A 23,945-nucleotide genomic window follows, 5' to 3' on the forward strand; every position below is an offset into this window, starting at 1 on the left:
TCAAACAAAGGCCTATTCGTCTAGTGGTAAGGACTCAAGATTTTCATTCTTGCAACAGGGGTTCGATTCCCCTATAGGCTACAAAAGATTGAAAATTTTTTTAAAAAAAATATAAAAATTATTTGGTGCGATAAAAATATTTTATATCTTTGCACCCACATTTAGGAAACGATATGGCAAATCATAAATCAGCTCTGAAAAGAATCAGACAAAGCGAAAAGAAAAGATTAAGAAACAGATACTATCACAAGACTGCCAGAACAGCTTTGAAAGGTCTGAGAAATGAAGAAGATAAAAAAGTTGCAACAGAGCAGTTGCCTTTAGTGATCTCTTTGTTAGATAAATTGGTGAAGAAAAACATCATTCACAAAAACAAAGCTGCAAACTTAAAAAGCAAATTAACTAAGCACGTTAACAAACTGGCTTAATTAAATAAAGAGTCTGGCCCGTTCGTCTATCGGTTAGGACCTCAGATTTTCATTCTGGTAAGAGGGGTTCGATTCCCCTACGGGCTACTTAACTTCCGAAATTAGTTTTTCGGAAGTTTTTTATGTACTTATTTTAAGGTGTCAATCTAAGACTTGTTTAGGAAAGAAAATACTTATATTGATTAATGTGACCGGAAAATATCCTTACATGAACTTCTTTGGAATATACCGGATCATTAGATACCACTATTCAGTAGAATTCGCTCCCTCAATAAAGAATATAATACTTCTTTCCACACCATGAGATGTACATATTAATAAGCATTGTGCCATAATAAGGCTAGTTTAGAAAGGGGTAGATTGATTATAATACCATCCTTTTCAACGCACTAAGAGAACAGGAGAATAAAAAAAGCAACCTTTGTTAAGGTCGCTTCTGTTTAATTTCTACTGCTGTTCAAAAGGTTACGCAACAATATTATCATTCTCCTGCAGGGACTTTAAATTTTCCAGAGCAGCTTTCTTTTCTTGCTCATAAAGTTTCTGTGTACTCCATTTTGCATGTCTGGAAGGTGTAATTTTATATCCTTTTTTCTCAGCATATACTTTCGTGAACTCTGCACCGAAGAAAACCAACATACAGGAATAATTGATCCACATCATAATTAAAATAATGGTCCCGGCTTTACCAAAAGTAGACGTAGGTTTAAAATGTCCAAAGTATTGACTCAAAAGGAATTTACCCAAAGTAAATAAAACGGCCGTCAAAATTGCACCTACCCAGACCGATTTCCAGGAGATTTCAACATCCGGAAGAACTTTAAACATAAACGCGAAAACAAGAACAACTAAAAAGAATCCGATCACATAATTGACCAATTCCATCAGAATGTAAGTTTCCATGCCCAAAAGTACCGTAATGTAGTTGTTGAATAAACTGATGGTTGAGGAAAGAATCATAGTAATCATTAACAAAAAACCCATGACCAGAATCATTCCCAGCGAATTCGCACGATCTAAAATAAATTTAATAATTGCTTTTTTGGGTGCAGGTTCTATATCCCAAAGACTGTTCAATGATTTTTGTAACTGAAAAAATATGGTCGTGGCTCCATAGATAAGTGAAAAAATCCCCACTACCTTCATGAAAATATTTTCGCGGTCGATGAGTGCGCTGGCAATCATTTCCTCGATGCTGCTGGCTGCATCACTTCCCATGAGCGTACCAATTTGACTCGAAATTTCTCCGCGGATAGCTTCTTCGCCGAATAACGATCCGGCAATCCAAATGATAATGATCAATAAACCCGGAATTGAAAAAATAGCATAATATGCTAAACTTGCAGAATCCCTAGTCGCGGATGAACTATTCCATTCCGCGAAGGCTTCTTTTAAGGTTTCCCAAAAAAATACTAATTTTTTCATGGTGTTAAATATTGATGTTAGAATGGATAGCCGATCGCAATGTTTAAGATCATGTTGTCTTTTCTCCACGCTCCACTGCCAAAGTCAATCCGGTCAAAAGTCCAGCGATCACCTTCTTCGTAGTAAGGAATACGCAGAGGCATGGCCAAATCAAGTCTTAAAATAAGAATTGAAAAGTCCAGTCTTAATCCAACGCCCGCACCTACTGCAATTTCTTTTAGAAAATCTTTGGAGAATTTTCCGCCCGGTTTATTGTCATCTTCATTAACCAACCAAACATTTCCGGCATCTGCAAAAACGGCCACATTTAAAAATTTGTAAATGTTCGCACGGTATTCGGCATTCATTTCTAATTTAATATCTCCGGACTGATCAAAAAAGAACGAAGCTTCTTCCGTTCGTGGATCATAACTGCCAGGTCCTAAAGTTCTCGCCCGAAAGGCACGAATACTGTTGCTACCACCCACAAAAAACTGTTTTACATAAGGCATGGTCGTGGAGTTTCCATATGGATAACCCATGCCGGCAATAAATCGAGTGGCAATCGTACTTTTATCATTTACTTTTCTGTAGTAGCGGAAATCATGTTCCATTTTTGCATACTGACTGAAAGGAATCTGGAAAATTTCTTTTTGATCGCCTGCCTTTGCATCAGCTCCGCTGACCAAACCGGTAATCGTTCCGGCTAAATCTACACTTCCTTTATAATAGAAGGTATTCTTTTTGGGAAGCATGGTATTGGTATACGTATAACTGTAAGTTGGTCCGAAGATCAGCTGTTTTTCTACGACTCTCTGCAGAGATGGATTTGCGGAAATTCCTGCTGCGGTATTTCCGTAGATCTGTTCTAGATATTTTTCAGTTATTTTTTCAGGTGCAACCAGCGTAACATCCAACACTTTTAAATCGTGTTCTTTTCGCTCATTTTCTTTCCAGACATATCCAAAAGACGTATTGAAATTATGAAGCGTATACAATTGCGTTCGGCTCAGATATTCATAACCTAAATTAATATTTGTTCTGGGAACATACGCACTTGAAGAATGAAATCTGAAAGGCGCCACAATTCTTGGAATCGAAAGTTGCGCATTTGCCCCGATTCTTATAATATTGTTGGCATCTTTTGGACCACCGACCTGAACATCTGCAGCTCCATAGATTGCTCCTTTTAACTGTTCGGCACCGCGGAAGAAATTACGGTGCGTCCAGTTTAAATTAACTTCACCACCGGTGTAATTTGCAGAATTTGTTTTTCCTAAAGTTTCTAACCTTAATGATTGAAAAGGTCTCGGTGTTAAAATATAGTAGGCGTCAAACTTATGGTTTAGGGAATCTGAAACCACAAATTCATTTTTCACAAATTTAAAAACACCTAAACTAATGAGTCTGTTCAGGGAAAGATTATGGTCTTTTCGGTTATAAAGATCCCCACGTTTAAAGTAGAGAGCACGGTCGAAAATTTTCGGTTTGAATTTATTTTCGGGGTCAATGATATAAAGATCATTATAAACTTTCACTGAATCTGTAATATAAGGAATGCCATATTTCCCCTGTTTTACATCAGCTAAATTATAGTCTGCAAAAACAATCGTCTTATCAATCGTATACGGTTCCTTCGAAATAGGAGGCGTATTGTTCTTCAGTTTTACAAACAGCTCTACTTTCGGCTCTTTCATTACGGTGCTGTCTGCCTGAACAATAATATTATCCGGACTGAAATAATAAAAGCCCCGATTTTTCAAGTGATCATCAATGCGCTCCCGCTCGGCTTTGATCACATCTAGATCAAAAGGATTTCCTGCCTTTAAAAATGATTTGTCCTTGATGGACTGAATTTCTGAATTGATAACGGAAGAATCCACAGGGAAATTCACCTGACTGATAAGGTATCGCGCGCCGGGTTTTACAGTGTAAAGAACCTGGGCCTTTTTGTTTTTCGCAATGGTGTCAGACGAAGCTTTAGCGTTGAAGAAGCCTTTGTTTTCTGAGTAATTAACAATGATTTTTTTGTTGAATTCCCGATCAACATCGCCCAGTAAAACTGGTTTTTCCCCGATTTTATATTTTAGCCAATACCCAATTCCTTTTTGCTTTTTTGGTTCTTTGGTGATATTATAAACGTACAATCTTGGTCGCAATCCCAAAAAAGAAGAATTGGGTTTCGGACGCAGCTGCTCCTGCAACGCATCTTTTAAGTTTGATTTTTCTTTTTTAGAAAGCGTATCATTTTTAACTGTAATTTTAGCACCGGTGTACAACATTTGACCTTCCTGTAAAAACTTCGTGTTGCTGCACGAGGAGATCATCAACATGAAGGAAAATGCTGCAAATGTTTTATAATGGCCTGTATTAAATTTTTGCATTATTTTGAAGACGTATTTTGTGTTTTCTGTTCTCTGTTTTTCTTTGATCTTTCGAAGATCTCCCGGAATTTATCATAGTCTAATGTGATGATAAAGCCCAGTCCGGTTTCAATAATCTGTCCCTGCAATGCCACCTGATAATCGTTTTTACGATAGGCACGCAACATGTATCTACCGTCTTTAGATAAACTGTAATCCAAAGTAATATCGCCCGCGATATTCGTCATCTCCTCATTTTGTCTGGCATCACCTTCCAAAGCAAAATTATTTCCAACGGTCACTTTTAAACGGTCATCGAAAAGTCTTTTACTCAAGCCAACATTCAGATCGGTTCTTTCATTTTTATTTCCGGTGGAGTAATCTTCTGTAGATTCAAGATCGAAATTCAATTCTACACCGCCGATTAAATCTTTCGCTAGATTGTTCAGCTGTTCCGATAAAATACGACTCACACTTTGTTTCGCTAACGTTGAAGCGGATAAACCGGTTTCACTCTGGAAAGGATTTTCCCCAATAAATCGGTTCAGTAAGAGCAAAGCAAAAACCTGCTTGTTCATTTCGGATTCTTCACGACGCAGCTGTTCCAGTTTCGCCGTTGTATTATCAATCACTTCCGAAGACACCGAATTGTTTTCTTTGGAGGTGGTAATATCAAAAGTAATGACCGGTTTCAACAATTCACCTTTCATTATTAGTAAGGTATTGAATGGAATTCTTTGTTTATACTGGTTCAGTTGACTTCCTGTAACTCCGGTCAGTTGTTGTTGCAGTAGATCCAATGGGGCTGCTTCTGTCTTGTAAACGGCCGTAATATCCAGGTTGGCTGTCATCGGTTCGCCCGTCCAGGTGATGGTGCTTCCTTTTTCGATTTCGAATTTTCTTTTCAGTAAACTAACCGACATTTCATAACCTCCTTTTTCTACTTCATAAACGCCAACGAGGGTTGTTTTTCCCGACGGATCTATTCCGCCCGTTAACTGTGCATCTCCCTGAAGTTCTACAAAATCACCATTCGCTTTATCTATAATTAAAGAGATCTTGGCTTCTTTATTTACCGTAATATTCACGTTCACATCCATTCCTTTGATGTTACTTTGATCCGTTAGTGAATCTGCTTTGATGGTTTTCTGTAAAGCAATTTGATCCTGATCGATGAATTCTACGATGCCTTCTCGCTCTTCCAGAGAGGGAGTTGACTGTGGCAAGACGAAAGTAAAGTTCGTTTTATCGATTACGCCCAAGCTTCCATCTACTTGTGGCAGATCCAAATCTCCACGAATTTGCAGATCCGCATCTATTGCCAGAACACCATACATGATTTTGTCATTGTCTTTTTCAGAATCTACAACTTTAAAGTTTTTGGCATTTACATCTAAATTAAAGGCAAAATCTCTGTAAGTTTTCGTCAGAACAGAGCCATCAATAACGATTACGTTTCCAGATTCATCTTTAATTTTAAAATCATTAAAATCCATTCCACGGCTCGTGAACCTTATTTCATCATTAATGTTTTTGAACTTGCTTCCCAATTGGGTTACACCCATACCAACCTCATTAAATTTAACAGAACCCAAGATACTCGGATCTTTTGCTGTTCCCGCAATTTTTAGATTTCCGGAAACATACCCTTCTGCATTTTCAATGGCATTCATAGAAAGTCCTTGTACGGTCTGCATTTGAAGCTGGTTCATATCCAAATTCATATTCAGCGCGCTGGATTTCGTGTTGTAGGTTCCAAGTAATTTTAAATCATTGTTGTTCCCCGAAAGTGCGATGTCTGCACGGATTAATTGCGCGTTTTCATTATTCACTTTCACGTCTAACTTTCCAACAGGACTGCCGTAAACAAATAAATCAGTCACATCTAAATCGGAGGTAAAAGTCATATTGTTTTTTAAATCCCGAAGTTGTGCCGTTCCATTAATGGTTCCTTTTGCGAGCAAGGAATCTTTTTTTATTAATTCGGTAATCGTTTCAATTTTGAAATCTTTAATCGAAATATTCAGTGGACTGTTTGGAACAGCACTTTCAGATTGAACCTGTATTTCACTTCCATTATTAGAAATGGTGAAATTATTGGCTAATATTCCTCGGTTCCCAATCTGAATAAAGTTATCCGGGGCGACCAACCAGTTGTCATAATTTAGCTTTAAACCCTCAGGATTCAGACTTATTTTTGTGAGATCACCTAACTTCTCTACATTTCCTGCAATTAAAAACTGGGTTTCGTCTTTTCCATCTTTTGTGGAGGCATTATAGGTAATGAGATTGTCTTTAACGTCCCCATTCAGACCCACTTTTTGCACTGCAATGCTTTCGTTTTTAAATTCTGCCAGTCTTACATCGTAAACAAGCGCATCATTTGTATTATTGATGTTTAGAACACCATTCGAAATTTTATTAGCACCGTAAGTAACTTGTGGAATTTGTCCGTTAACCTCCAGTTTTCGGGAATCGGCATCGTAATTTCCAACCAAAGTGATGGGTTCAAACTCCGTCAATTCAGGTACAAATTTTCTAAGAAGATCATCGTCTTTAACTTTAGCATTGAAGGTAAAAAACTGATTAGCATCTACTTTTACGGTTTTTGTCCCGGGTTTTTGAAACTGATAATATTGGTTAATGGTATTTTGAAGTGAGCCAAAAATCTGCGTCAGTTTATATTTTCCCTTTAGATCAACATCTGCAATTTGAGATTTTAAAGTTATCCGGTTACTGTCTGCTGTGGAAAGGGCTGTTAATAAAACTTCCTGTACTGGGAAAACTTCCTTCGTGTCGGAGATGGCGAAATTTTCTAATTGAAGATAACCATTGGGAGCATCCGGATTTAAACTCGTAAAGTCTCCATCTAAATCTCCGGCTAAAATCATTTGATCGTCGTAAAAGCCCAGTTTATTTAAATCCAGTTTTCGAATCGTTCCGTTTACTTTAATGGTTGGGTTGTTTTCATTATAAACGCCGGAAGCGAATAATTTTAAGTTTGCATTTGGATCTTTCGAATCGAGGTTTATGACGTATGCTCCACGGTTGATTTTACCATCCAACGCCATGTTTCGATAAGTGTAACCATTGTAATACACAGATGAAATATCACCTTTAAGATCTGCATTGGCTTGTTTCAAATCAAAACTTTGCCCTTTAACAGAGATTTGTCCCGTAATGGAACCCAGATCTTTATTTTGAATAATTTTTCCTATTTGTAAGTTGTGCAGATTTGCCAGAATATTATAGCGTTCCTGATTTTTGCGCTTCAGATCTACAGAGGCACGAACTGCAGCATTTCCTAAAGTAGAAGTCATTTTAAGATTTGCGTTCACGATCTTCGTGGTACCTTTTGCCGTTCCTGCAATTTTAAAATAGGAGGGAAGTGAAATAGTACTTGGAATTATATTTTTCGGCACCAAATTGAAAATAGTTTTTGCCGACGAAGACACTTCCCGAACATTTAAATCAAAATATAAATTATCAGGATCCATCGCGTTTTTCACGATTCCTGAAGCATTTACTTTTAATTGATCCAGTCCCGAAAGTTGCAGATTCTGAATGTTTAAATCATTAATTGTTCCTTTGAGTCTTGTGTTTACGTTTAATATCGCATTCGGATATTTATTAAAAGGAGCCGTGTTTCTTAAAGAAGGAACAAGCATTAAAATATCTGCAAATCCAACTTTTGAATTTCGAATATTGGCCTGAATTTTCACTGCACCCGGATTGGCAGAAAGTTGCTCAATTGAATTGTAGTTTAGGATGACCTCATCACGCAAGACGGTTTTTGAAGTCTGTAAATACAGATCTTTCAAATAAGCCTGTTGATTTTCATACACGAAATCGGTTTCCAGCTTCTGAATGTCTAATCCACGGCCTTCTTTTATTTCAGCAGAATTTACCGTGCCCGCAAAAGTCCCGTCTTTCATTTTAAAATTCCGGACTTCCAAATTCATTTGAGAGAAATTCATATGATTAAAATCCATTCCGCTTCTCGTCGGTGAAATGGCGGTGTTGTCATACACTACTTTTACATCATCTAACACAAATTTTTTCAGCAATAGCGCCAGCGATTGGTCCGATGAAGTCTTGTTTGCTTCGTTATCCGTGTTTTTCGGATTGGCATTTTGGGCGGGTAAATATAATTTAGCATTGATGTCAGCGCCCTTTAAATAAAGGTTATCAATTCCGAAATTACTTTTCTCTAAATCCAGCTGATTGATTTTCGTACTGAATTCTTTAAAAATAACTTTGGCAAAAGTTTTCGTATTATCGTCACCATAATCAATATTGAAGTTGGTCAGTTTTACTTTGTTTAAACCCAGCTTCATTGGTTTCTGCTGATTCAGTGAATCTACTTTTTCTTCAACTTTGGTAGTAACCTCTTCCAGAAAATCCTGTTTCAATTTAAGACGAAGTCCATCCATATTAATGTCATTCGCCGCGTAGGAATTATTTTGAAGGTCAAAGGTTTTTACGCGGGTATCAAATGATTTAAAATAAACATTGAGGTCGTTACGGGATTGCTGATCGATAAAAGAAATGCCAATATCCTTTAAATTGATCTTATCCAAGGAAATAATAAAAGGTTTCGAAGGACTTGCTTCTGCGTCTTTCGTTGCAAAAGCATCAATAATATAATCGAAATTAAAGGTGCCGTTTTCGTTTCTTACTACATTTGCTTTTACGCCTTGTAGATCAACAGAGGTAATATCGGCCGTATTTTTCAGAAGTTTGGGAATATTTAAACCGACATCTAATTTTCGGGCAAATAAAAGGGTATCGACTTTTTGACCTTTTAAGTAGAGATTCTCCATCACAAGACTGTTAGGGAAATCGATATAAACCCGCTCCAGACTTACTTGAGTATGAATTTTATTCTCAAGATAATTCACGAGTTTTCCTTTAGCGAAATTTTGAACTGCAGGAAGACGAAGACTGAAAACCAGAAGGATGAGCAGCACAACGATCGAAGCAAGAACAATTCCTGTATATTTTAAAATCTTTTGATAGATGTTCACATGGAAAATTTAAATTAATAGATAGCACAAAAATACATTATTATTTAATATTGACCATCAAAGTTGCAGATTATCAATCTTTTTAAATCATATTAATCAAAATTACGTATTCATAATAATGATTTTGCAACTTAATAATAATTTTTTTAAGTAAACATGCTATATTTGTAAAAATTGTATCATGAAAATTTTAATTGTAAATGGTCCGAATCTGAATTTATTAGGAACGCGCGAGCCTGAGATTTACGGAACTATTTCTATGGATGATTACTTAATCGAACTAAGAACAGCGTTTCCTCAGCATGAAATCAATGATTTCCAATCCAATGTAGAGGGAGAGATTATCAACCGGTTACAGGAAGATGATTTTGATGCGCTGGTAATTAATCCCGGTGCTTTTACCCATTATTCTTATGCAATAGCAGATTGTCTTAAAAATATTTCTAAACCGAAAATTGAAGTTCACATCAGTAACATATATAAAAGGGAAGATTTTCGTCAGAAATCTGTTACCGCAGCCAATACAGATGGCGTTTTGAGCGGTTTCGGGCTCAAAGGTTACGAACTCGCGATTATGAGTTTCGGAAAATGATTTTTAGGAAATTACAAATAAAATTATTTGAAGGAATAGTTCTTGCTTCTGGTCATTCATTAATTCCAGCTATGAAAAACACGCTTCACTTCATTACTTTTGCGGTTTTGTTTTCCTGCGTTAAAGAAAACGATAAAATCAGTTCACAGAATATTACACAAAATGTAGAACTTTCCGCAACTGACAGCGCGAAAACGGCAGTTATAAAAAACCCAGATTATTCACCGGCGTTCGAAATTACTCCTCAGGATATTTCTCCGGAAAAGGGAAGATCGGTTTTTACTCAAAATGGGAAAACATTATTTTATTTCGATCAGAACTCAAATAAAGGAATAATCAATATCGACGGAAAAAATTATGACCTGACCCGATTTGATTTTAACGAGAATAATTATACGCTTTCCGGCAATGGTGTATCCATTGAAGCCAGTAATGGAGATTTTAAGGATATGGTAAGCGACTGTGTTTACGGAATCTTTCCACAGGTAAAAGTGACAATGGATGGCAAGATTCTTAATCTAACGAATATCAGTTTACAGGATTGCCCAGCGTACTGATTTAGATTTCTTCGTTATTATTCCACTGGGATTCGTCAAAGGAATGGCTATCTTCAGCAAGAAGTTCTGCTTCACGCTCAAGCGATTCTTTCATGGTGAAAGTAATTTTATCTTTAAGCTGTTCTTTTGCAAGTTTCCTCACCATCGCTTTGTCGATCAACATAAATCTTTTCCCAAGCCTTCTTGCGGCATACGAACGCATGCCTGTTGCTTTCAGGATGTCAACTGCCATATCAACTGCAGTTCCTAGGGTTTCTCTGTAAATATTATCGACTCCGTTATTATAAAAATCATAAGCATCGAGACGGTTTTTTGCACGTACAAAGATTTTCAGCTGTGGATATTTTTTGCGCGCATATTCAAGAATGAATTTATTTTTTTCCGGATCATCAAGACAGAGGATAAGCAAATCAGCGGTTTCTGCACCTGCAGAGCGCAATATTCCTTGCTTGGTTGCATCGCCGAAATATACTTTGAAATGATTTGATTTCAGTAAATTTACCCGTTCCGGATCATTATCCAAAATCGTTGTCTGTATTCCGTTTACTCTCAGGAGCCGCCCAACGGTGCTTCCGAAGTGGCCAAAACCTACAATAATTATTTTCTGTTGTTTTATAGGTTCAGTATTATCAAAAGAGTCGTTTCTAATAGTAATGAATTTTGGTTCTAAAATTTTTTCATTGATGATGAGAAGTATCGGGGTAACACACATCGTAATTGCTGTAACCGCCATCAGTTGTGCGTTAAGTTCAGGATTTAAAAGATATAATTTTGTTGCATAATTCACCAGTACGAAAGAAAATTCCCCGATTTGGGAAAGTGCAAATGCAACGATTAAATTCTGATCAGTTTTCAATCCGAAAAACTTCCCAACCCCGAAAAGCACGAAAAATTTTACTGCCAGCACCACAACTGTAGTTGTAAAAATAAACATCGGGTCCTGCATAATTACAAAGAAGTTGATCGTGGCGCCTACACTCACAAAAAATACAGCCAGCAACAAACCTTTGAAAGGATCGATCTGGCTTTCCAGCTCATGACGGAATTCGCTGGTGGCCAACATTACGCCTGCCAGAAAAGCTCCCAAAGCAGGACTTAAACCCACAGAAGCCATCAGTTCCGAGACTCCGATGACTAAAAATAATGATGAAGCGGTAAGAAGTTCATTCATTCCCGACCGGGAAACATAGCGGAGAAACGGTACAAAGACATACCGGCCGAGAAAAATGATAGCCAAAACGCCTAAAATGATAGAAAACGGCTGCAGCCAGTCCGGAAGGTACTGAAGAAGGATTTGATGTTCGGTTTCCTCGGGTCGTTTTGCTAAAACAGGCAGTAATGCCAGAATGGGAATTACCGACATATCCTGAAAAAGTAGAATCGAAAAAGAAGCTTCTCCCGCATCGGTCCGGAAGATATTTTTTTCCTTTAATGTTTGCAAAACAATCGCTGTTGAAGACAATGCAAAACAGATGGCAGTAACCAAAGCCTTATCTGTTTGCCATTTTGCAAGATAGAAGATGGAGAATAAAACAGCAATAGTAATCAGCATCTGGCTTAAACCCATTCCCAAGATTTTCTTCCGGATTTTCCAAAATTTTTTCGGCTCAAATTCCAAACCAACCAAGAAAAGAAGCATAATTACACCGAATTCTGTGGCATGCATGATGTCATCAGAATCATTTCCCGTCAACTTTAATCCAAAAGGTCCGATTAAAATTCCACCCAAAATAAATCCAATCACGGAACTTAATCCCAGCTTGCGAACCAGAGGAACCATGATAATCGCGGCACCCAAAAATATCAGGCTGGTCATTGCAAGTGAATTATCGCTCATGGGATCTGTAAGATGTGCTTAATTTTATCGGTAAATTTTGTGAGTTCAGCTTTGGTGAGATCATCCGCATTGTGAATTGCAAGAATTTCTTTTACCTCAATGGAATTCACTTTTAGTGAAAGCGTAAGAAATTTCATCAAATCAGAAATGGTAGTTCCGTAAAGTCCGTTTTCAGAATAATTTTCTTCTTTGCCTCCCACGGTGACAATGATAACAGCGTCTTTATTCTTTAAGGGATTTTGGTCTTCGGACAACCATTTCAAATCAAAAACTTCATCAATCCAAAGTTTTAGAAGAGGCGGAGAGGCAAACCAAATTAGAGGGAAATGAAAAACCAGCCGCTCATAATCCCGGATTCTTTTTCTCTCACGAAAGCTGGCAATGTGAAAATCCGGATATTCTTCATACAGGTCTTTGAAATCAACTTCAGGAAAATCGCCGTATGCTTTTATAAGCTCCGCATTGGCGTGGGAGTATTCAAAATGAGGATGTGCAAAAACAACAAGCGTTTTTTTCACGGGGATATGTTTGCATAAAATTAATTAAAAAATCAAAATCAATCCTCAGTACCAACAGAAATAATTCTTATTTTTGAGAAATGAAGGCAGTACAAGTCGTTTCAGATCATCATATAAAATTATTCCTGAATTTTCCATCGTTGCTTTTTGCTAATGACAAAAACTATATCCGACCGCTTGATCAGGATATTGAAACGGTTTTTGATCCTAAAAAAAATAAATTTTTCAGATCTGGTGAATGTGAAAGATTTATATTTCTGAATGATAAACATGAAATGGTAGGAAAAATTGCAGTCTTCATCAATAAAAAGTACCGCCAGGCCCAACCGACAGGTGGGATTGGTTTTTTCGACTGTATTAACGACCAGACCACCGCAAATTTTATATTCGATTTTGCAAAAAAGCGCCTTCAGGAAAAAGGAATGGAAGCGATGGACGGACCCATAAATTTTGGTGAAAGAGATAAATTCTGGGGTCTGCTGATTGAAGGTTTTTCTGAACCGCTGTATGCAATGAATTATAACGCGCCGTATTACAAAGAACTGTTCGAGAATTACGGGTTTAAAATTTATTTCAATCAATTGTGTTTTGGCAGAAAAGTTTATGACGGTGTTAATGAAAATTTTCTCCGTATGCATGAACGGATTTCAAAGAATCCGGCAATTTCAGCCAGAAGAATGAAGATAAAGGATCTGGAGAAATACGCTGCAGATTTTACTGAAGTTTACAATAAAGCCTGGGCAAATCATGGGGAAGGAAAAGAAATTTCAAAAGCCCACACTCTGAAGCTTTTTTCAACATTGAAGCCGGTCATCAACGAGCATATTTCCTGGTTTGTTTACGAAAATGAAAAACCTATCGCGATGTGGATGAATATCCCGGATCTAAACCAATGGTTTAAATATCTCGATGGAAAGTTTGGGTTATGGCAGAAACTGAAGTTTCTTTTGGTAAAAAAATTCAAAACAAATAAAAAGATGGTCGGGTTGGTTTTTGGTATTGTTCCCGAATGGCAGCGAAAAGGGATCGATGGTTATATGATTTGGGAAGGAACAAAACATTTCAGAAAAACGACAGATTTTGAAGATTACGAAATGCAGTGGATTGGCGACTTTAATCCTAAAATGATTCGTATTGCCGAGAATCTGGAAACAGAAGTTACGAGAAAACTCGCAACCTACCGTTATATATTCGACCGCAACAAAGCTTTCGAAAGGCATAAAATGCTGTGATTCCGTCTGTTCTTAATTAAATTTTACGTCACGGATATTCAGGTAATAGGTTACATTTCCTTTCCAGTGATTTTCTTCTGCGGTAAAGGCGATATCAAAAGATTTTTCCCGGAAATTATCTGCGTATTTCCCTAATTTAAAGCCTACGCATTCAATATTTCTTCCTGTAGATTCCTGTCGGATGTAGAATTTTATGTGGCTTGCATCTTTTCCCATTGTTTTTACATAACCCGCAACTTTCTGGTTTTTCAGAACCAAAACCGGCTTCATATTATGTGGTCCAAATGGTGCCAATTTCCTGTGGAAATTAAAAAAATCCTTGTTCAGATCGTCGATGTGAACATCAGAATCGATCTTTATACTTGGTTCTTTCTGGTGTTCCTGTATTTTTTCGGCAACTATTTTTTCAAATTTTTCACGGAAGAGATCAAACTTATCTTTTTCCATAGAAAGTCCTGCAGCAGCTGGATGTCCGCCAAATTTCAGGAAAAATTCTGAGCAGCTTTCCAATGCGTCGTGTACGTCGAAATCGGCAACTGAGCGGGCAGAAGCTACCATTTCCCCGTTATTTCCATCGGTAAAAACCAAGGTAGGTTTGTAATAGGATTCAATAAGGCGTGAGGCGACAATTCCGATTACACCTTTGTTCCAATTGGATCCGTAAACAATGGTCGTGAAATTTTGTACCTGGCCAGTTTCTTCCACCTGCAGAAGTGCTTCAGTTGTACTGCTCATATCCATTTCGCGGCGTGAATCGTTGAGTGTAATAATATCGTTGACGATCTGCTGAGCCTGTTTCAGATTATCGGAAACCATCAGTTCAACGGCAGCTTTCCCGTGGGAGATTCTGCCGGCAGCGTTTATTTTAGGTGCGATTTCGAAAACGATATTCGAGATTTCAAAAGTGGCCAGTTTATCTTCGGGGATCAACATCCTTAAACCTAGATTTCTGGATTTTCGAAGAACTTTAAGTCCCTGTTTTGCCAAAACCCGGTTTTCTCCGGTCATGGAAACAATGTCTGCTGCTATTGATATGGCCAGTAAGTCCGTGAGTTCGAAAAGTTCGGCTTCGGGAATTTTATAGATGGTATTCAGACCCTGACAAAGTTTAAAACCTACGCCACAACCTGAAAGTTCTTTGAAAGGATACCTGCAGTCTTTTCTTTTTGGATCGAGAACAGCTACCGCCTGTGGAATTTCGTCGCCTGGTAAATGGTGATCACAAATGATAAAATCTACGGCAAGGTTTTTGGCATATTGAATTTTATCAATGGCTTTAATCCCGCAATCCAGAGCGATAATTAGTGAAAATCCGTTCTCTCTGGCGAAATCAATACCTTTGGTCGAGATTCCGTATCCTTCGGAATTTCGGTCGGGGATATAATAATCGAGATACTTTTTGTCGACGATTTTGCTTAGGTAAAGATACATGAGAGCCACAGCAGTTGTGCCATCTACATCATAATCTCCATACACCAGAATTTTTTCGCCGTTTTCTATAGCAGTCGCAATACGGTCTACCGCAATCTGCATGTCTTTCATTAAAAACGGATTATGAATATCGCTGAGATTGGGTTTGAAGAACTCTCTTGCTTTCTGATAATTGTCGATTCCTCTGAGAACGAGGATTTTAGACTCAAATGTGCCAAAGCCAAGTGAGGAGCTTATGCTATCAACAATATCTTCATCGGGTTCTGGTTTGTATATCCACTTTTGAATCATAATCTCACAAAAATACGAAAAAAGATGGTAGCGTGATGAAGGAACAAATGAAAAACCGCCCAGTTTACTGAACGGTTTTTTTATCATTTGAAATTTAATTTCTTTGTGATTAGGAATACATTTGCTGGCGGAGTTCTTTCACTTTTTTGTCGGCTAAATATTCGTCATAAGACATTTCTCTGTCGATAATGCCTTTTGGAGTTAACTCAATGATTCTGTTACAGACAGTTTCAAGCATTTCGTGGTCATGTGAAGCAAGCAATATTGTTCCCTTGAAATTGGTTAAAGAGTTGTTTAACGTGGTAATACTCTCCAAATCCAGGTGGTTTGTGGGCTCATCAAGCAAAAGTACATTTGCTTTCTGTAGCATCATTCGCGAAAACATACAACGCATTTTTTCACCTCCGGAAAGTACTTTACAGGATTTTAAAGCTTCGTCTCCGGAGAAAAGCATTTTTCCTAAGAAGCCTCTCATAAATTCTTCGTGTCGCTCTTCATCATTTTTAGTAAATTGTCTCAGCCAATCTACTAAGTTGATGTCTTCCTGGAAGAAGGAGGTATTATCGAGCGGCATGTACGATTGTGTGGTTGTAATTCCCCAGTTAAAAGTTCCTTTGTCTGGACTACTGTTGCCACCTAATATCTCGAAAAATTCAGTAATTGCTAAACTGTTTTTAGAAAGTACCGCTACTTTATCTCCTTTTTTAAGGTTGAGATCAATATTTGAGAATAAAAGCTCGCCGTCTTTGGTTTTTTCAAGGTCCTTTACTTCTAAAATCTGGTCGCCGGCTTCTCGTTCGGTATCGAATATAATCGCCGGATATCTTCTTGACGACGGCTTAATGTCATCAATATTAAGTTTATCGATCATTTTTTTTCTTGCAGTGGCCTGTTTGGCTTTTGCAACGTTAGAAGAGAATCTTGCAATAAAGTCCTGAAGCTCTTTTTTCTTTTCCTCTGCCTTTTTGTTAGCTTGTTGACGCTGTCTTGTGGCTAGCTGAGACGCTTGGTACCAGAACGAGTAATTCCCAGTGTAAAGATTTAGTTTAGAATAATCTAAATCCGCAATGTTGGTACAAACTGCATCTAAAAAGTGACGGTCGTGCGATACCACAATCACGGTATTTTCGTAAGTTGAAAGGAAATCTTCAAGCCATGAAATCGTATCGATATCAAGGTCGTTGGTAGGTTCATCGAGAATCAGTACATCAGGGTTTCCGAATAGCGCCTGAGCCAAAAGTACTTTTACTTTATTTTGATTTTCGAGCTCACCCATCATCTGGTAATGCATGTCATCTTTAATTCCTACATTCGATAACATCGTCATCGCATCAGATTCTGAATTCCAGCCTCCCATTTCGTCATAAAGTACACCCAATTCGCCGGCTTTAATCCCATCCGCATCAGAAAAATCTTCTTTAGCATATAAAGCATCCATTTCTTCCTTTATCTCGAAAAGCTTTTTATTTCCTCGTAATACGGTTTCTAAAACCGTGAAATTATCGTAAGCAAAGTGATCCTGCTCTAAAACCGACATTCTTTTGCCTGGCTCCAAAGATACGCTTCCTGTTGTAGGGTCCTGTTGTCCGGTTAGTATTTTAAGAAAAGTGGACTTTCCGGCACCATTAGCACCGATAATTCCGTAGCAGTTTCCTTTGGTAAACATGATGTTTACATCATCGAAAAGCACCCTTTTCCCGAATTGTAAAGATAAATTAGATACTGTTAACATATAGTTTTGTAAATTTGCTGCAAAATTACGAAAAGAAATTGGGTTTTGTGCTTCATTTCTATTTTCCGGCAATTGTTGAGTCTGTTTTCTGCTGTTGTTATGTAAAATTTCGTTAAAAATTCTTAAAATTAACAGATTATTAATTCAGTATATTTTCCAGAGAAATGAAGATTGAAAAAACAGTTAATATTTTCAATAAAAGAGCCAGGTTCGAATATGAAATTTTAGAGGAAATTGAAGCTGGTATGGTGCTTACAGGGACAGAGATAAAATCTTTGAGATCTTCAAAAGCAAGTATCACGGAAGCGTTTTGCCAGTTTATTGATGGTGAACTGTACATCATTAATATGATGATTGATGAGTATAAATTGGGAACATTTTATAACCATAAAACAAAAAGGGAACGGAAATTGCTTCTGCATAAAAGAGAGTTGCAAAAGTTCGCAAAAAAGCTGAAAGATGTTGGCAATACCATAATCCCTCTTAAGTTATATATTAACGAAAAAGGGAAAGCTAAAATTCTTATTGCACTCGGAAGAGGTAAAAAACTCTTTGATAAACGGGAAAGTATAAAAGATAGAGAAAACAAACGAAATCTCGACCGACTATTAAAGAAAAGTTAAAAATTCTCTTAAATTCTTTGTTTATAAGGAAAAATTATATTTATTTTGCATTATCAATTATTTAATCATTTAATTCTATGAAAAATCTAAAATTAGGAATTTCAGCATTGGCACTTACTGTTGCCTCTACTGTTTTCGCTCAAACGACCAGCAACCCGTGGCTTATCGGTGTTGGTGCTCACGGAGTAAATCACGTTGCAGCTGGAGGACAAGTTGGAGACTTCTTTCCACGCGCATTCGGTGGTGGTGAAGGTGGTGAGTTGTATAATATCGACAACTTTACAATTACACCTCCGCTTTCAAAATTAACAGTTGCAAGAAACTTAAACAAGTATTTAGTTCTTGATTGGCAAACTTCTGTAGGGAATGTTGACAATAAGAGAATCGGAATGGGGAAAGAATTCTTCCTTATGACAGGTTTAGGTCTTCAGTTCAAATTTAATGGACTTTGGAATGAAGATTCTTGGTTTGACCCTTATTTAAGAGTAGGTGCGAATTATTTAAGACATGATTATTCAGGAGTTAATTTCCCGTTAACTGATGTTAATGGTGTTGGTTACAGCGGATTTTCTGGCGAACCTTTTACTCAAAGAAGAAAAGATCATTTTACTGTTGCTACAGGTTTAGGATCTAACTTCTGGTTAACGAAAAACTTCGGTCTTGGTATCCAAGGTGATTATGTATCAACTCCTGTTGATAAATCTGATGTTGCTAACTTTTGGCAAGCTTCTGCATCTTTATTGTTCAGATTCGGAAATACAGACAGAGATAAAGATGGTATCTTAGATAAAGATGATTTATGTCCAGATACTCCAGGTTTAGCTGAATTCCAGGGTTGTCCTGATACTGATGGAGATGGAGTTCCAGATAAAGATGATCAATGTCCAGATGTTGCAGGTCCAGTTGAAAACAACGGATGTCCTTGGCCAGATACTGATGGCGACGGTGTAGTTGATAAAGACGATGCTTGTCCAGAAGTTGCTGGTCCAGCTGAAAATAACGGATGTCCTTGGCCAGATACTGATGGTGACGGAGTATTAGATAAAGATGATGCTTGTCCTACAGTTCCAGGTCTTGCTCAATACAACGGTTGTCCTAAACCACAATCTGCGTACGCTGAAGAGGCTACAGGTGCATTACAAGGTATTCTATTTGATTTCGACAAAGCGACTATCAGACCAGAATCTAATACTAAGCTAGATCAAGCTGCAGAAATCGTGAAATCTTCTAATGGTGGTAAATTTATCGTAGAAGGTCAAACTGATAAAAAAGGTTCAGAAGCTTACAACTTAACACTATCTAGGAAAAGAGCTGCAGCCGTAGTTGGAGCACTTGAAGCAAGAGGAGTTAACGATAACCAACTTAAGTCAATTGGTGTAGGTGAGCAAAAAGCTCAGGTTGCTGAAAACGCTTCTAATGAAGAAAGAATGGCAGACCGTAAAGTTGTAGTTATTGCAGCTGATGCTGATGCTTGGGAAGCAATGCAAAAATCTGATTTACCAGTGGTAAAAAAGAAAACCGTTAAAAAGAAATAATTTCTTATAACTAATATCTTATAAACGCTCTTCGCAAGAAGAGCGTTTATTGATTAAAAAAACTAAAGTATGGGAAGAGCATTCGAGTATAGAAAGGCATCTAAAATGGCCCGTTGGGATAAGATGGCTAAAACATTTTCAAAAATAGGTAAAGATATCGCACTTGCTGTGAAAGCTGGAGGACCAGATGCAGACACTAATCCTACGCTTCGCAGGTGCATTCAGAACGCAAAAGGTGCCAATATGCCGAAGGATAACGTGGAACGGGCTATAAAAAAAGCCAGTGGTGCGGATGCAGAAAATTACGAGGAAGTAACTTACGAAGGATACGGGCAGGGCGGAGTTGCGTTTTTTGTTGAATGTACCACAAACAATCCTACAAGAACTGTAGCTAATGTAAGGGCAATTTTCAACAAATTTGATGGCAATCTAGGAAAGAACGGAGAATTAGCTTTTATCTTTGACCGTAAGGGAATTTTTTCCATTGATAAATCTTCAATTAAAATGGATTGGGATGATTTCGAAATGGAAATGATTGATGGAGGAGCCGAAGATGTAGAAAGCGACGATGAAGAAGTAATGATTACTACAGCGTTCGAAGATTTTGGTACGCTTTCACATAAGCTTGATGGTCTTGGGATTGAAGTGAAAAGTGCAGAATTGCAAAGAATTGCGAATAACACCAAAGAAGTAAATCAGGAGCAGTTTAAAGCCAATATGAAGATGCTCGACCGGTTTGAAGAAGATGATGACGTACAGAATGTATTCCACAATATGGAAATAACAGATGAACTTCTGGAAAGTATCTAATTAAAATAAAAAAACTCAAAGATTTTCTTTGAGTTTTTTGTTTTTTAGCGTTGTAATAAAATGTCTCCTACATCATTCATTCGGTTCATTACGCTTCGTGCGTAAGAACAGTGCGGGTAGATTTTCCAGTTATTTTCCCTGGCGAACGCTATTGCATGTTCCACAAGAAATTTCCCCATTCCGCGTCCTTCGAATTGAGGATGAACCAATACGAATGAAATAATAAGTTTGTTTTCTTCAGGGAAGATCGTATAGGTGAGTCTTCCGACTTCTTCGGAGTCATTTTTTAAAGTAATAACACCGCCGTTTCCGGATTTATGATTTTCGTAATTCATTTTTTGTAATTTTGGATATCTAAATTTAGTAAAAATAAAATGATTCTATTTTTTTAAGTTTATTACGCCTCAATAAATCTTTAATCTCAAAAAATTTTATAAATGAAAATTACACTAAACAGAATTAACGATGATTACTTATTTGAATGCACCAACGCGGCAGGAAATAAGATTATAATCGACAATACCTCTCAACCCGATGCGAAAGGAGTTTCTCCAATGGAAACCGTTCTAATGGCTGTTGCAGGATGCAGTGGTATTGATATCGTATCGATCCTTAAAAAACAGCGTCAGGTGATTGAAAGCTTTTCTGCAGAAGTAGAGGGAGAGAGAATTCAGGTTGATGAAGCAAAACCTTTTAGAAGCATACATGTGAAATTTTTCCTTCAGGGATTTATTGATCCGAAAAAAGCGCGGAAGGCTGCAGACCTGTCATTTGAAAAGTACTGTTCGGTTTCGAAAACATTTGAGCCGAATGTCACCGTTTCCTATGAGGTTTTTGTGAATAAAGAAAAAGCATAAAAAACACCCCGTATGTAATTTAAACATACGGAGTTTTTTTGTTTTGAAGGATTTTTTACGAAACACGGGGTTTTAGAAGTTTTGCTACCGTTGCAGTCCAACCTGTTTGGTGCGATGCGCCAATTCCCATCCCGGTATCTCCGTTAAAATATTCATTAAACATGATGTAATCTTTAAAATGCTCATTATGATTAAGCATGTAATTTCCTCCATTAAACGGACGGTCACCATTTTCGTTTTTACGGAATATACTGCATAATCTGTGGCTTAGATTGTCTGAAACAAATTCAAGATTTCTCATTTCACCGCTATTTGCAGGAAATTCAATCTGAAGACTTTCGCCATAGTAATAATGAAATCTCTGCAGACTCTCAACAATCAGAAAGTTGATAGGGAACCAAATGGGGCCACGCCAGTTGCTGTTGCCGCCAAACATGCGGCTGTCGCTTTCTGCAGGTGTATATTTTACGGTAAAATTTTGCCCATCAACAGTAAATCTAAACGGTTCTTCTTCATAAATTTTCGACATCGATCTGATTCCGTAATCGGATAAAAATTCTTTTTCATCAACCATTCTCGCCAGCACTCTTGTGAGTCTGGTTTTTCTGAGGATGCTCATCAGATGCTTGCCGCCTTTGCCTTCCACTTCCCAGTGAGAAACTAGATTGGCAAGTTCCGGTTTGTTTTTAAGAATCCAGTCCATTCTTTTTGTGAAATTCGGAAGTTTTTCCAAAGTGTCATGTTCGATAATCTCAACAGCAAACATCGGAATTAGCCCCACAATACTTCTTAATTTCAGGGAGATGGAATCACCGTCATTTAACTGTAAAACATCGTAGAAAAAGCCATCTTCTTCGTTCCAGAGACCGCCTTTGGCTCCACCGATATTCTCCATCGCTTCTGCAATGTATAGATAGTGTTCAAAAAATTTGATGGCCATATCCTCGTATACCGGGTTATAAAGTGCCAATTCCATGGAAATCCGCATCATATTGAGTGCAAACATCGCCATCCAGCTGGTGCCGTCGGCCTGCTCCAGATGATCTCCGTTTTTAAACTGCATATTTCGGTCGAATGCACCAATGTTATCAAGCCCGAGGAAGCCTCCACCAAATACATTGTTTCCCTTTTTATCTTTCCTGTTTACCCACCACGTAAAATTAAGCAGTAGTTTCTGGAAAACACTCTCAAGAAACGGAATATCGGGTTTGCCATTCATTTTTTCATCGATCTTATAAACCCTGAAGGTAGACCAGGCATGAACCGGTGGGTTGACGTCGCTGAAATCCCATTCATACGCCGGAAGTTGCCCGTTCGGGTGGATATACCATTCTTTCGTGAGAAGTGTCAGCTGGTATTTGGCAAACTCCGGGTCGAGTAACGCAAACGGAACGGAGTGAAAAGCCAAATCCCAAGTTGCAAACCAAGGATATTCCCACTTATCAGGCATGGAAATGATGTCTTTGTTCTGCATGTGCTTCCATTCTTTATTGCGGACATAATGATCGAAATTTCTTGGAGCTTCATATTTTGGATCACCTTTCAGCCATTTCGAAACGTTGTAATAATAGAACTGTTTATTCCATAAAAGTCCGGCAAAAGCCTGCCGCTGAATGTTTTTTTCGTCTTCATCAGAAATGTCATACTGCAGTTCAGCATAAAATTCTTCGGCTTCCTGTTTTCTAAGACTAAAAATTTCGTCGAAATCAAAGAAGGCGTTCTCCATGTCATGTGGGCTCAGCCTGAAATCGAAAGTCTTACTTTCGCCGGCCTCAAGTTCTGTAGTGATATAGAAGCTTGCTTTTGTACCTGTTTGATCTGGATTTAAGGTGTTTTCTGTCTGATGAACTATAAAATCATTAATGCCGTCTTTAAAAAATTTATGATCGGAAGGATGAGCATTTATTTTTGTCGGATTCGTTTCATTATTACAGAACAATGATTGAGTATCTGAATTTCTTGAATAAAACTTTTTCTGAGGTATAGAATCGTGGCAAATGTCGATAGTTCCTTTTGACGAAGATTTTAGTGATGGTTCATAAGTTCCGTATCCCCAACTCCAGTTATTCCTATACCACAACGTTGGAAGAATCACGAGCGGTGCTTTATTCCTGCTTCTGTTTACGGCTGTTACACGTATGGCAAAATCATCATGAGCGATTTTTGCATATTCTATAAAGAGATCAAAATAATTATTATCGTCGAAAATTCCGGTATCAACCAGTTCATATTCGGGCTCTGTTTTGGAGCGTGTGGCGTTCTCTGCAATCAGTTCTTCGTAAGGAAAGCGCGCGATCGGGTATTTGTACACCATCTTCATGTAAGAATGTGTAGGTGTATTGTCGAGATAGTAAAATATTTCTTTTATGTCTTCGCCGTGGTTTCCTTCGTAGTTACTTAAACCGAAAAATCTTTCTTTGATCATTTTATCTTTTCGGTTCCAGAAAGAAAATGCGAAGCAAAGCAATTGCTTGTCATCACAAATCCCAGCAATACCATCCTCATTCCAGCGATAAGCCCTGCTGATGGCATCATTATAAGTGGTGTGTCCCCACGCATTTCCGTTGTGGCTGTAATCTTCACGAACCGTTCCCCATTGTCTGTTGCTCACATAAGGCCCCCATTTTTTCCATTGGTCGTCGAGCATTCTTTGTCTTTCAGCTGTCATAATTCAAATTTCAGGTGCGAAATTATGAAATAAAAATCTT

Annotated in this window: 17 protein-coding genes and 2 tRNA genes; 10 read left to right on the forward strand and 9 right to left on the reverse strand. The window is 37.8% G+C overall.

The annotated features are described in order from the left end of the window. Positions 1 to 9 precede the first annotated feature (9 nt). From OK344_RS11305 to OK344_RS11315, 3 genes are all read left to right on the forward strand, one after another. Positions 10 to 81 (forward strand) — tRNA-Glu (locus OK344_RS11305). A 92-nt stretch (positions 82 to 173) separates the two neighbouring features. Beyond that, a complete protein-coding gene (rpsT, locus tag OK344_RS11310) occupies positions 174 to 428 on the forward strand; it encodes a 30S ribosomal protein S20 (RefSeq protein ID WP_265145124.1) in 255 nt (84 codons plus the stop codon). Positions 429 to 443: 15 nt separating this feature from the next. Then, a tRNA-Glu gene (locus OK344_RS11315) sits at positions 444 to 515 on the forward strand. Between the two features lie 378 nt (positions 516 to 893). Here the strand turns inward: OK344_RS11315 and OK344_RS11320 are convergent. Genes OK344_RS11320 through OK344_RS11330 form a run of 3 tightly spaced genes read right to left on the reverse strand, consistent with a single transcriptional unit; the run spans position 894 to position 9,216 of the window. Next, the gene (locus OK344_RS11320; RefSeq protein ID WP_265144885.1) at positions 894 to 1,853 is read right to left on the reverse strand and encodes a YihY/virulence factor BrkB family protein; all 960 of its coding nucleotides are present in this window, start codon (positions 1,851 to 1,853) and stop codon (positions 894 to 896) included. Between the two features lie 17 nt (positions 1,854 to 1,870). Beyond that, a complete protein-coding gene (gene tamL / locus OK344_RS11325; protein ID WP_265144886.1) occupies positions 1,871 to 4,216 on the reverse strand; it encodes a translocation and assembly module lipoprotein TamL in 2,346 nt (781 codons plus the stop codon). Further along, positions 4,216 to 9,216, reverse strand: a complete 5,001-nt coding sequence (locus OK344_RS11330) for a translocation/assembly module TamB domain-containing protein (RefSeq protein ID WP_265145125.1) — start codon at positions 9,214 to 9,216, stop codon at positions 4,216 to 4,218. Before OK344_RS11330 ends, tamL begins: the two co-directional genes overlap by 1 nt. A gap of 187 nt (positions 9,217 to 9,403) precedes the next feature. Between OK344_RS11330 and OK344_RS11335 the strand changes: the two genes are divergently transcribed. Further along, positions 9,404 to 9,814 (forward strand): type II 3-dehydroquinate dehydratase, encoded by a 411-nt coding sequence (locus OK344_RS11335; RefSeq protein WP_265144887.1) that lies wholly within the window; start codon positions 9,404 to 9,406, stop codon positions 9,812 to 9,814. A gap of 71 nt (positions 9,815 to 9,885) precedes the next feature. After that, positions 9,886 to 10,371: a hypothetical protein gene (locus tag OK344_RS11340; RefSeq protein WP_265144888.1), complete on the forward strand. Its 486-nt coding sequence runs from the start codon at positions 9,886 to 9,888 to the stop codon at positions 10,369 to 10,371. Position 10,372: 1 nt separating this feature from the next. Here the strand turns inward: OK344_RS11340 and OK344_RS11345 are convergent, their stop codons facing one another. Both OK344_RS11345 and OK344_RS11350 read right to left on the reverse strand, forming a co-directional pair. Continuing rightward, complete coding sequence (locus OK344_RS11345; protein WP_265144889.1) at positions 10,373 to 12,208, reverse strand: monovalent cation:proton antiporter-2 (CPA2) family protein; 1,836 nt, start codon at positions 12,206 to 12,208, stop codon at positions 10,373 to 10,375. Next, a complete protein-coding gene (locus OK344_RS11350; protein WP_265144890.1) occupies positions 12,205 to 12,726 on the reverse strand; it encodes an NAD(P)H-dependent oxidoreductase in 522 nt (173 codons plus the stop codon). Before OK344_RS11350 ends, OK344_RS11345 begins: the two co-directional genes overlap by 4 nt. Before the next feature lie 80 nt (positions 12,727 to 12,806). Between OK344_RS11350 and OK344_RS11355 the strand changes: the two genes are divergently transcribed. Further along, positions 12,807 to 13,958 (forward strand): hypothetical protein, encoded by a 1,152-nt coding sequence (locus tag OK344_RS11355; protein WP_265144891.1) that lies wholly within the window; start codon positions 12,807 to 12,809, stop codon positions 13,956 to 13,958. A gap of 12 nt (positions 13,959 to 13,970) precedes the next feature. Here OK344_RS11355 and recJ read toward each other — a convergent pair whose 3' ends face one another. Both recJ and OK344_RS11365 read right to left on the reverse strand, forming a co-directional pair. After that, the gene (gene recJ / locus OK344_RS11360; protein WP_265145126.1) at positions 13,971 to 15,680 is read right to left on the reverse strand and encodes a single-stranded-DNA-specific exonuclease RecJ; all 1,710 of its coding nucleotides are present in this window, start codon (positions 15,678 to 15,680) and stop codon (positions 13,971 to 13,973) included. A 109-nt stretch (positions 15,681 to 15,789) separates the two neighbouring features. After that, positions 15,790 to 17,412, reverse strand: coding sequence for an ABC-F family ATP-binding cassette domain-containing protein (locus tag OK344_RS11365; RefSeq protein WP_265144892.1), 1,623 nt, complete (start codon positions 17,410 to 17,412; stop codon positions 15,790 to 15,792). A 164-nt stretch (positions 17,413 to 17,576) separates the two neighbouring features. On the opposite strand from OK344_RS11365, the gene smpB reads away from it, so the two are divergent. The 3 genes from smpB (at position 17,577) to OK344_RS11380 (ending at position 20,380) form a co-directional block, all read left to right on the forward strand. Further along, positions 17,577 to 18,035: an SsrA-binding protein SmpB gene (gene smpB / locus OK344_RS11370; RefSeq protein WP_088469597.1), complete on the forward strand. Its 459-nt coding sequence runs from the start codon at positions 17,577 to 17,579 to the stop codon at positions 18,033 to 18,035. A 77-nt stretch (positions 18,036 to 18,112) separates the two neighbouring features. Then, complete coding sequence (locus OK344_RS11375) at positions 18,113 to 19,570, forward strand: OmpA family protein (protein ID WP_265144893.1); 1,458 nt, start codon at positions 18,113 to 18,115, stop codon at positions 19,568 to 19,570. A 69-nt stretch (positions 19,571 to 19,639) separates the two neighbouring features. Beyond that, on the forward strand, positions 19,640 to 20,380 hold the full coding sequence (locus OK344_RS11380; RefSeq protein WP_265144894.1) for a YebC/PmpR family DNA-binding transcriptional regulator: 741 nt from the start codon (positions 19,640 to 19,642) through the stop codon (positions 20,378 to 20,380). A 44-nt stretch (positions 20,381 to 20,424) separates the two neighbouring features. Here OK344_RS11380 and OK344_RS11385 read toward each other — a convergent pair whose 3' ends face one another. Then, positions 20,425 to 20,751, reverse strand: a complete 327-nt coding sequence (locus tag OK344_RS11385; RefSeq protein ID WP_330697470.1) for a GNAT family N-acetyltransferase — start codon at positions 20,749 to 20,751, stop codon at positions 20,425 to 20,427. Positions 20,752 to 20,817: 66 nt separating this feature from the next. Here OK344_RS11385 and OK344_RS11390 point away from each other — a divergent pair, with 66 nt between their 5' ends. Beyond that, a complete protein-coding gene (locus OK344_RS11390) occupies positions 20,818 to 21,237 on the forward strand; it encodes an OsmC family protein (RefSeq protein ID WP_265144895.1) in 420 nt (139 codons plus the stop codon). 55 nt (positions 21,238 to 21,292) lie between these two features. Here OK344_RS11390 and OK344_RS11395 read toward each other — a convergent pair whose 3' ends face one another. Then, positions 21,293 to 23,905 (reverse strand): MGH1-like glycoside hydrolase domain-containing protein, encoded by a 2,613-nt coding sequence (locus OK344_RS11395; RefSeq protein ID WP_265144896.1) that lies wholly within the window; start codon positions 23,903 to 23,905, stop codon positions 21,293 to 21,295. Between the last annotated feature and the right edge of the window lie 40 nt (positions 23,906 to 23,945).

The sequence above is a fragment of the Kaistella yananensis genome (genome assembly GCF_026107505.2).
In the GTDB taxonomy this organism is placed as follows: Bacteria; Bacteroidota; Bacteroidia; order Flavobacteriales; family Weeksellaceae; genus Kaistella; species Kaistella yananensis.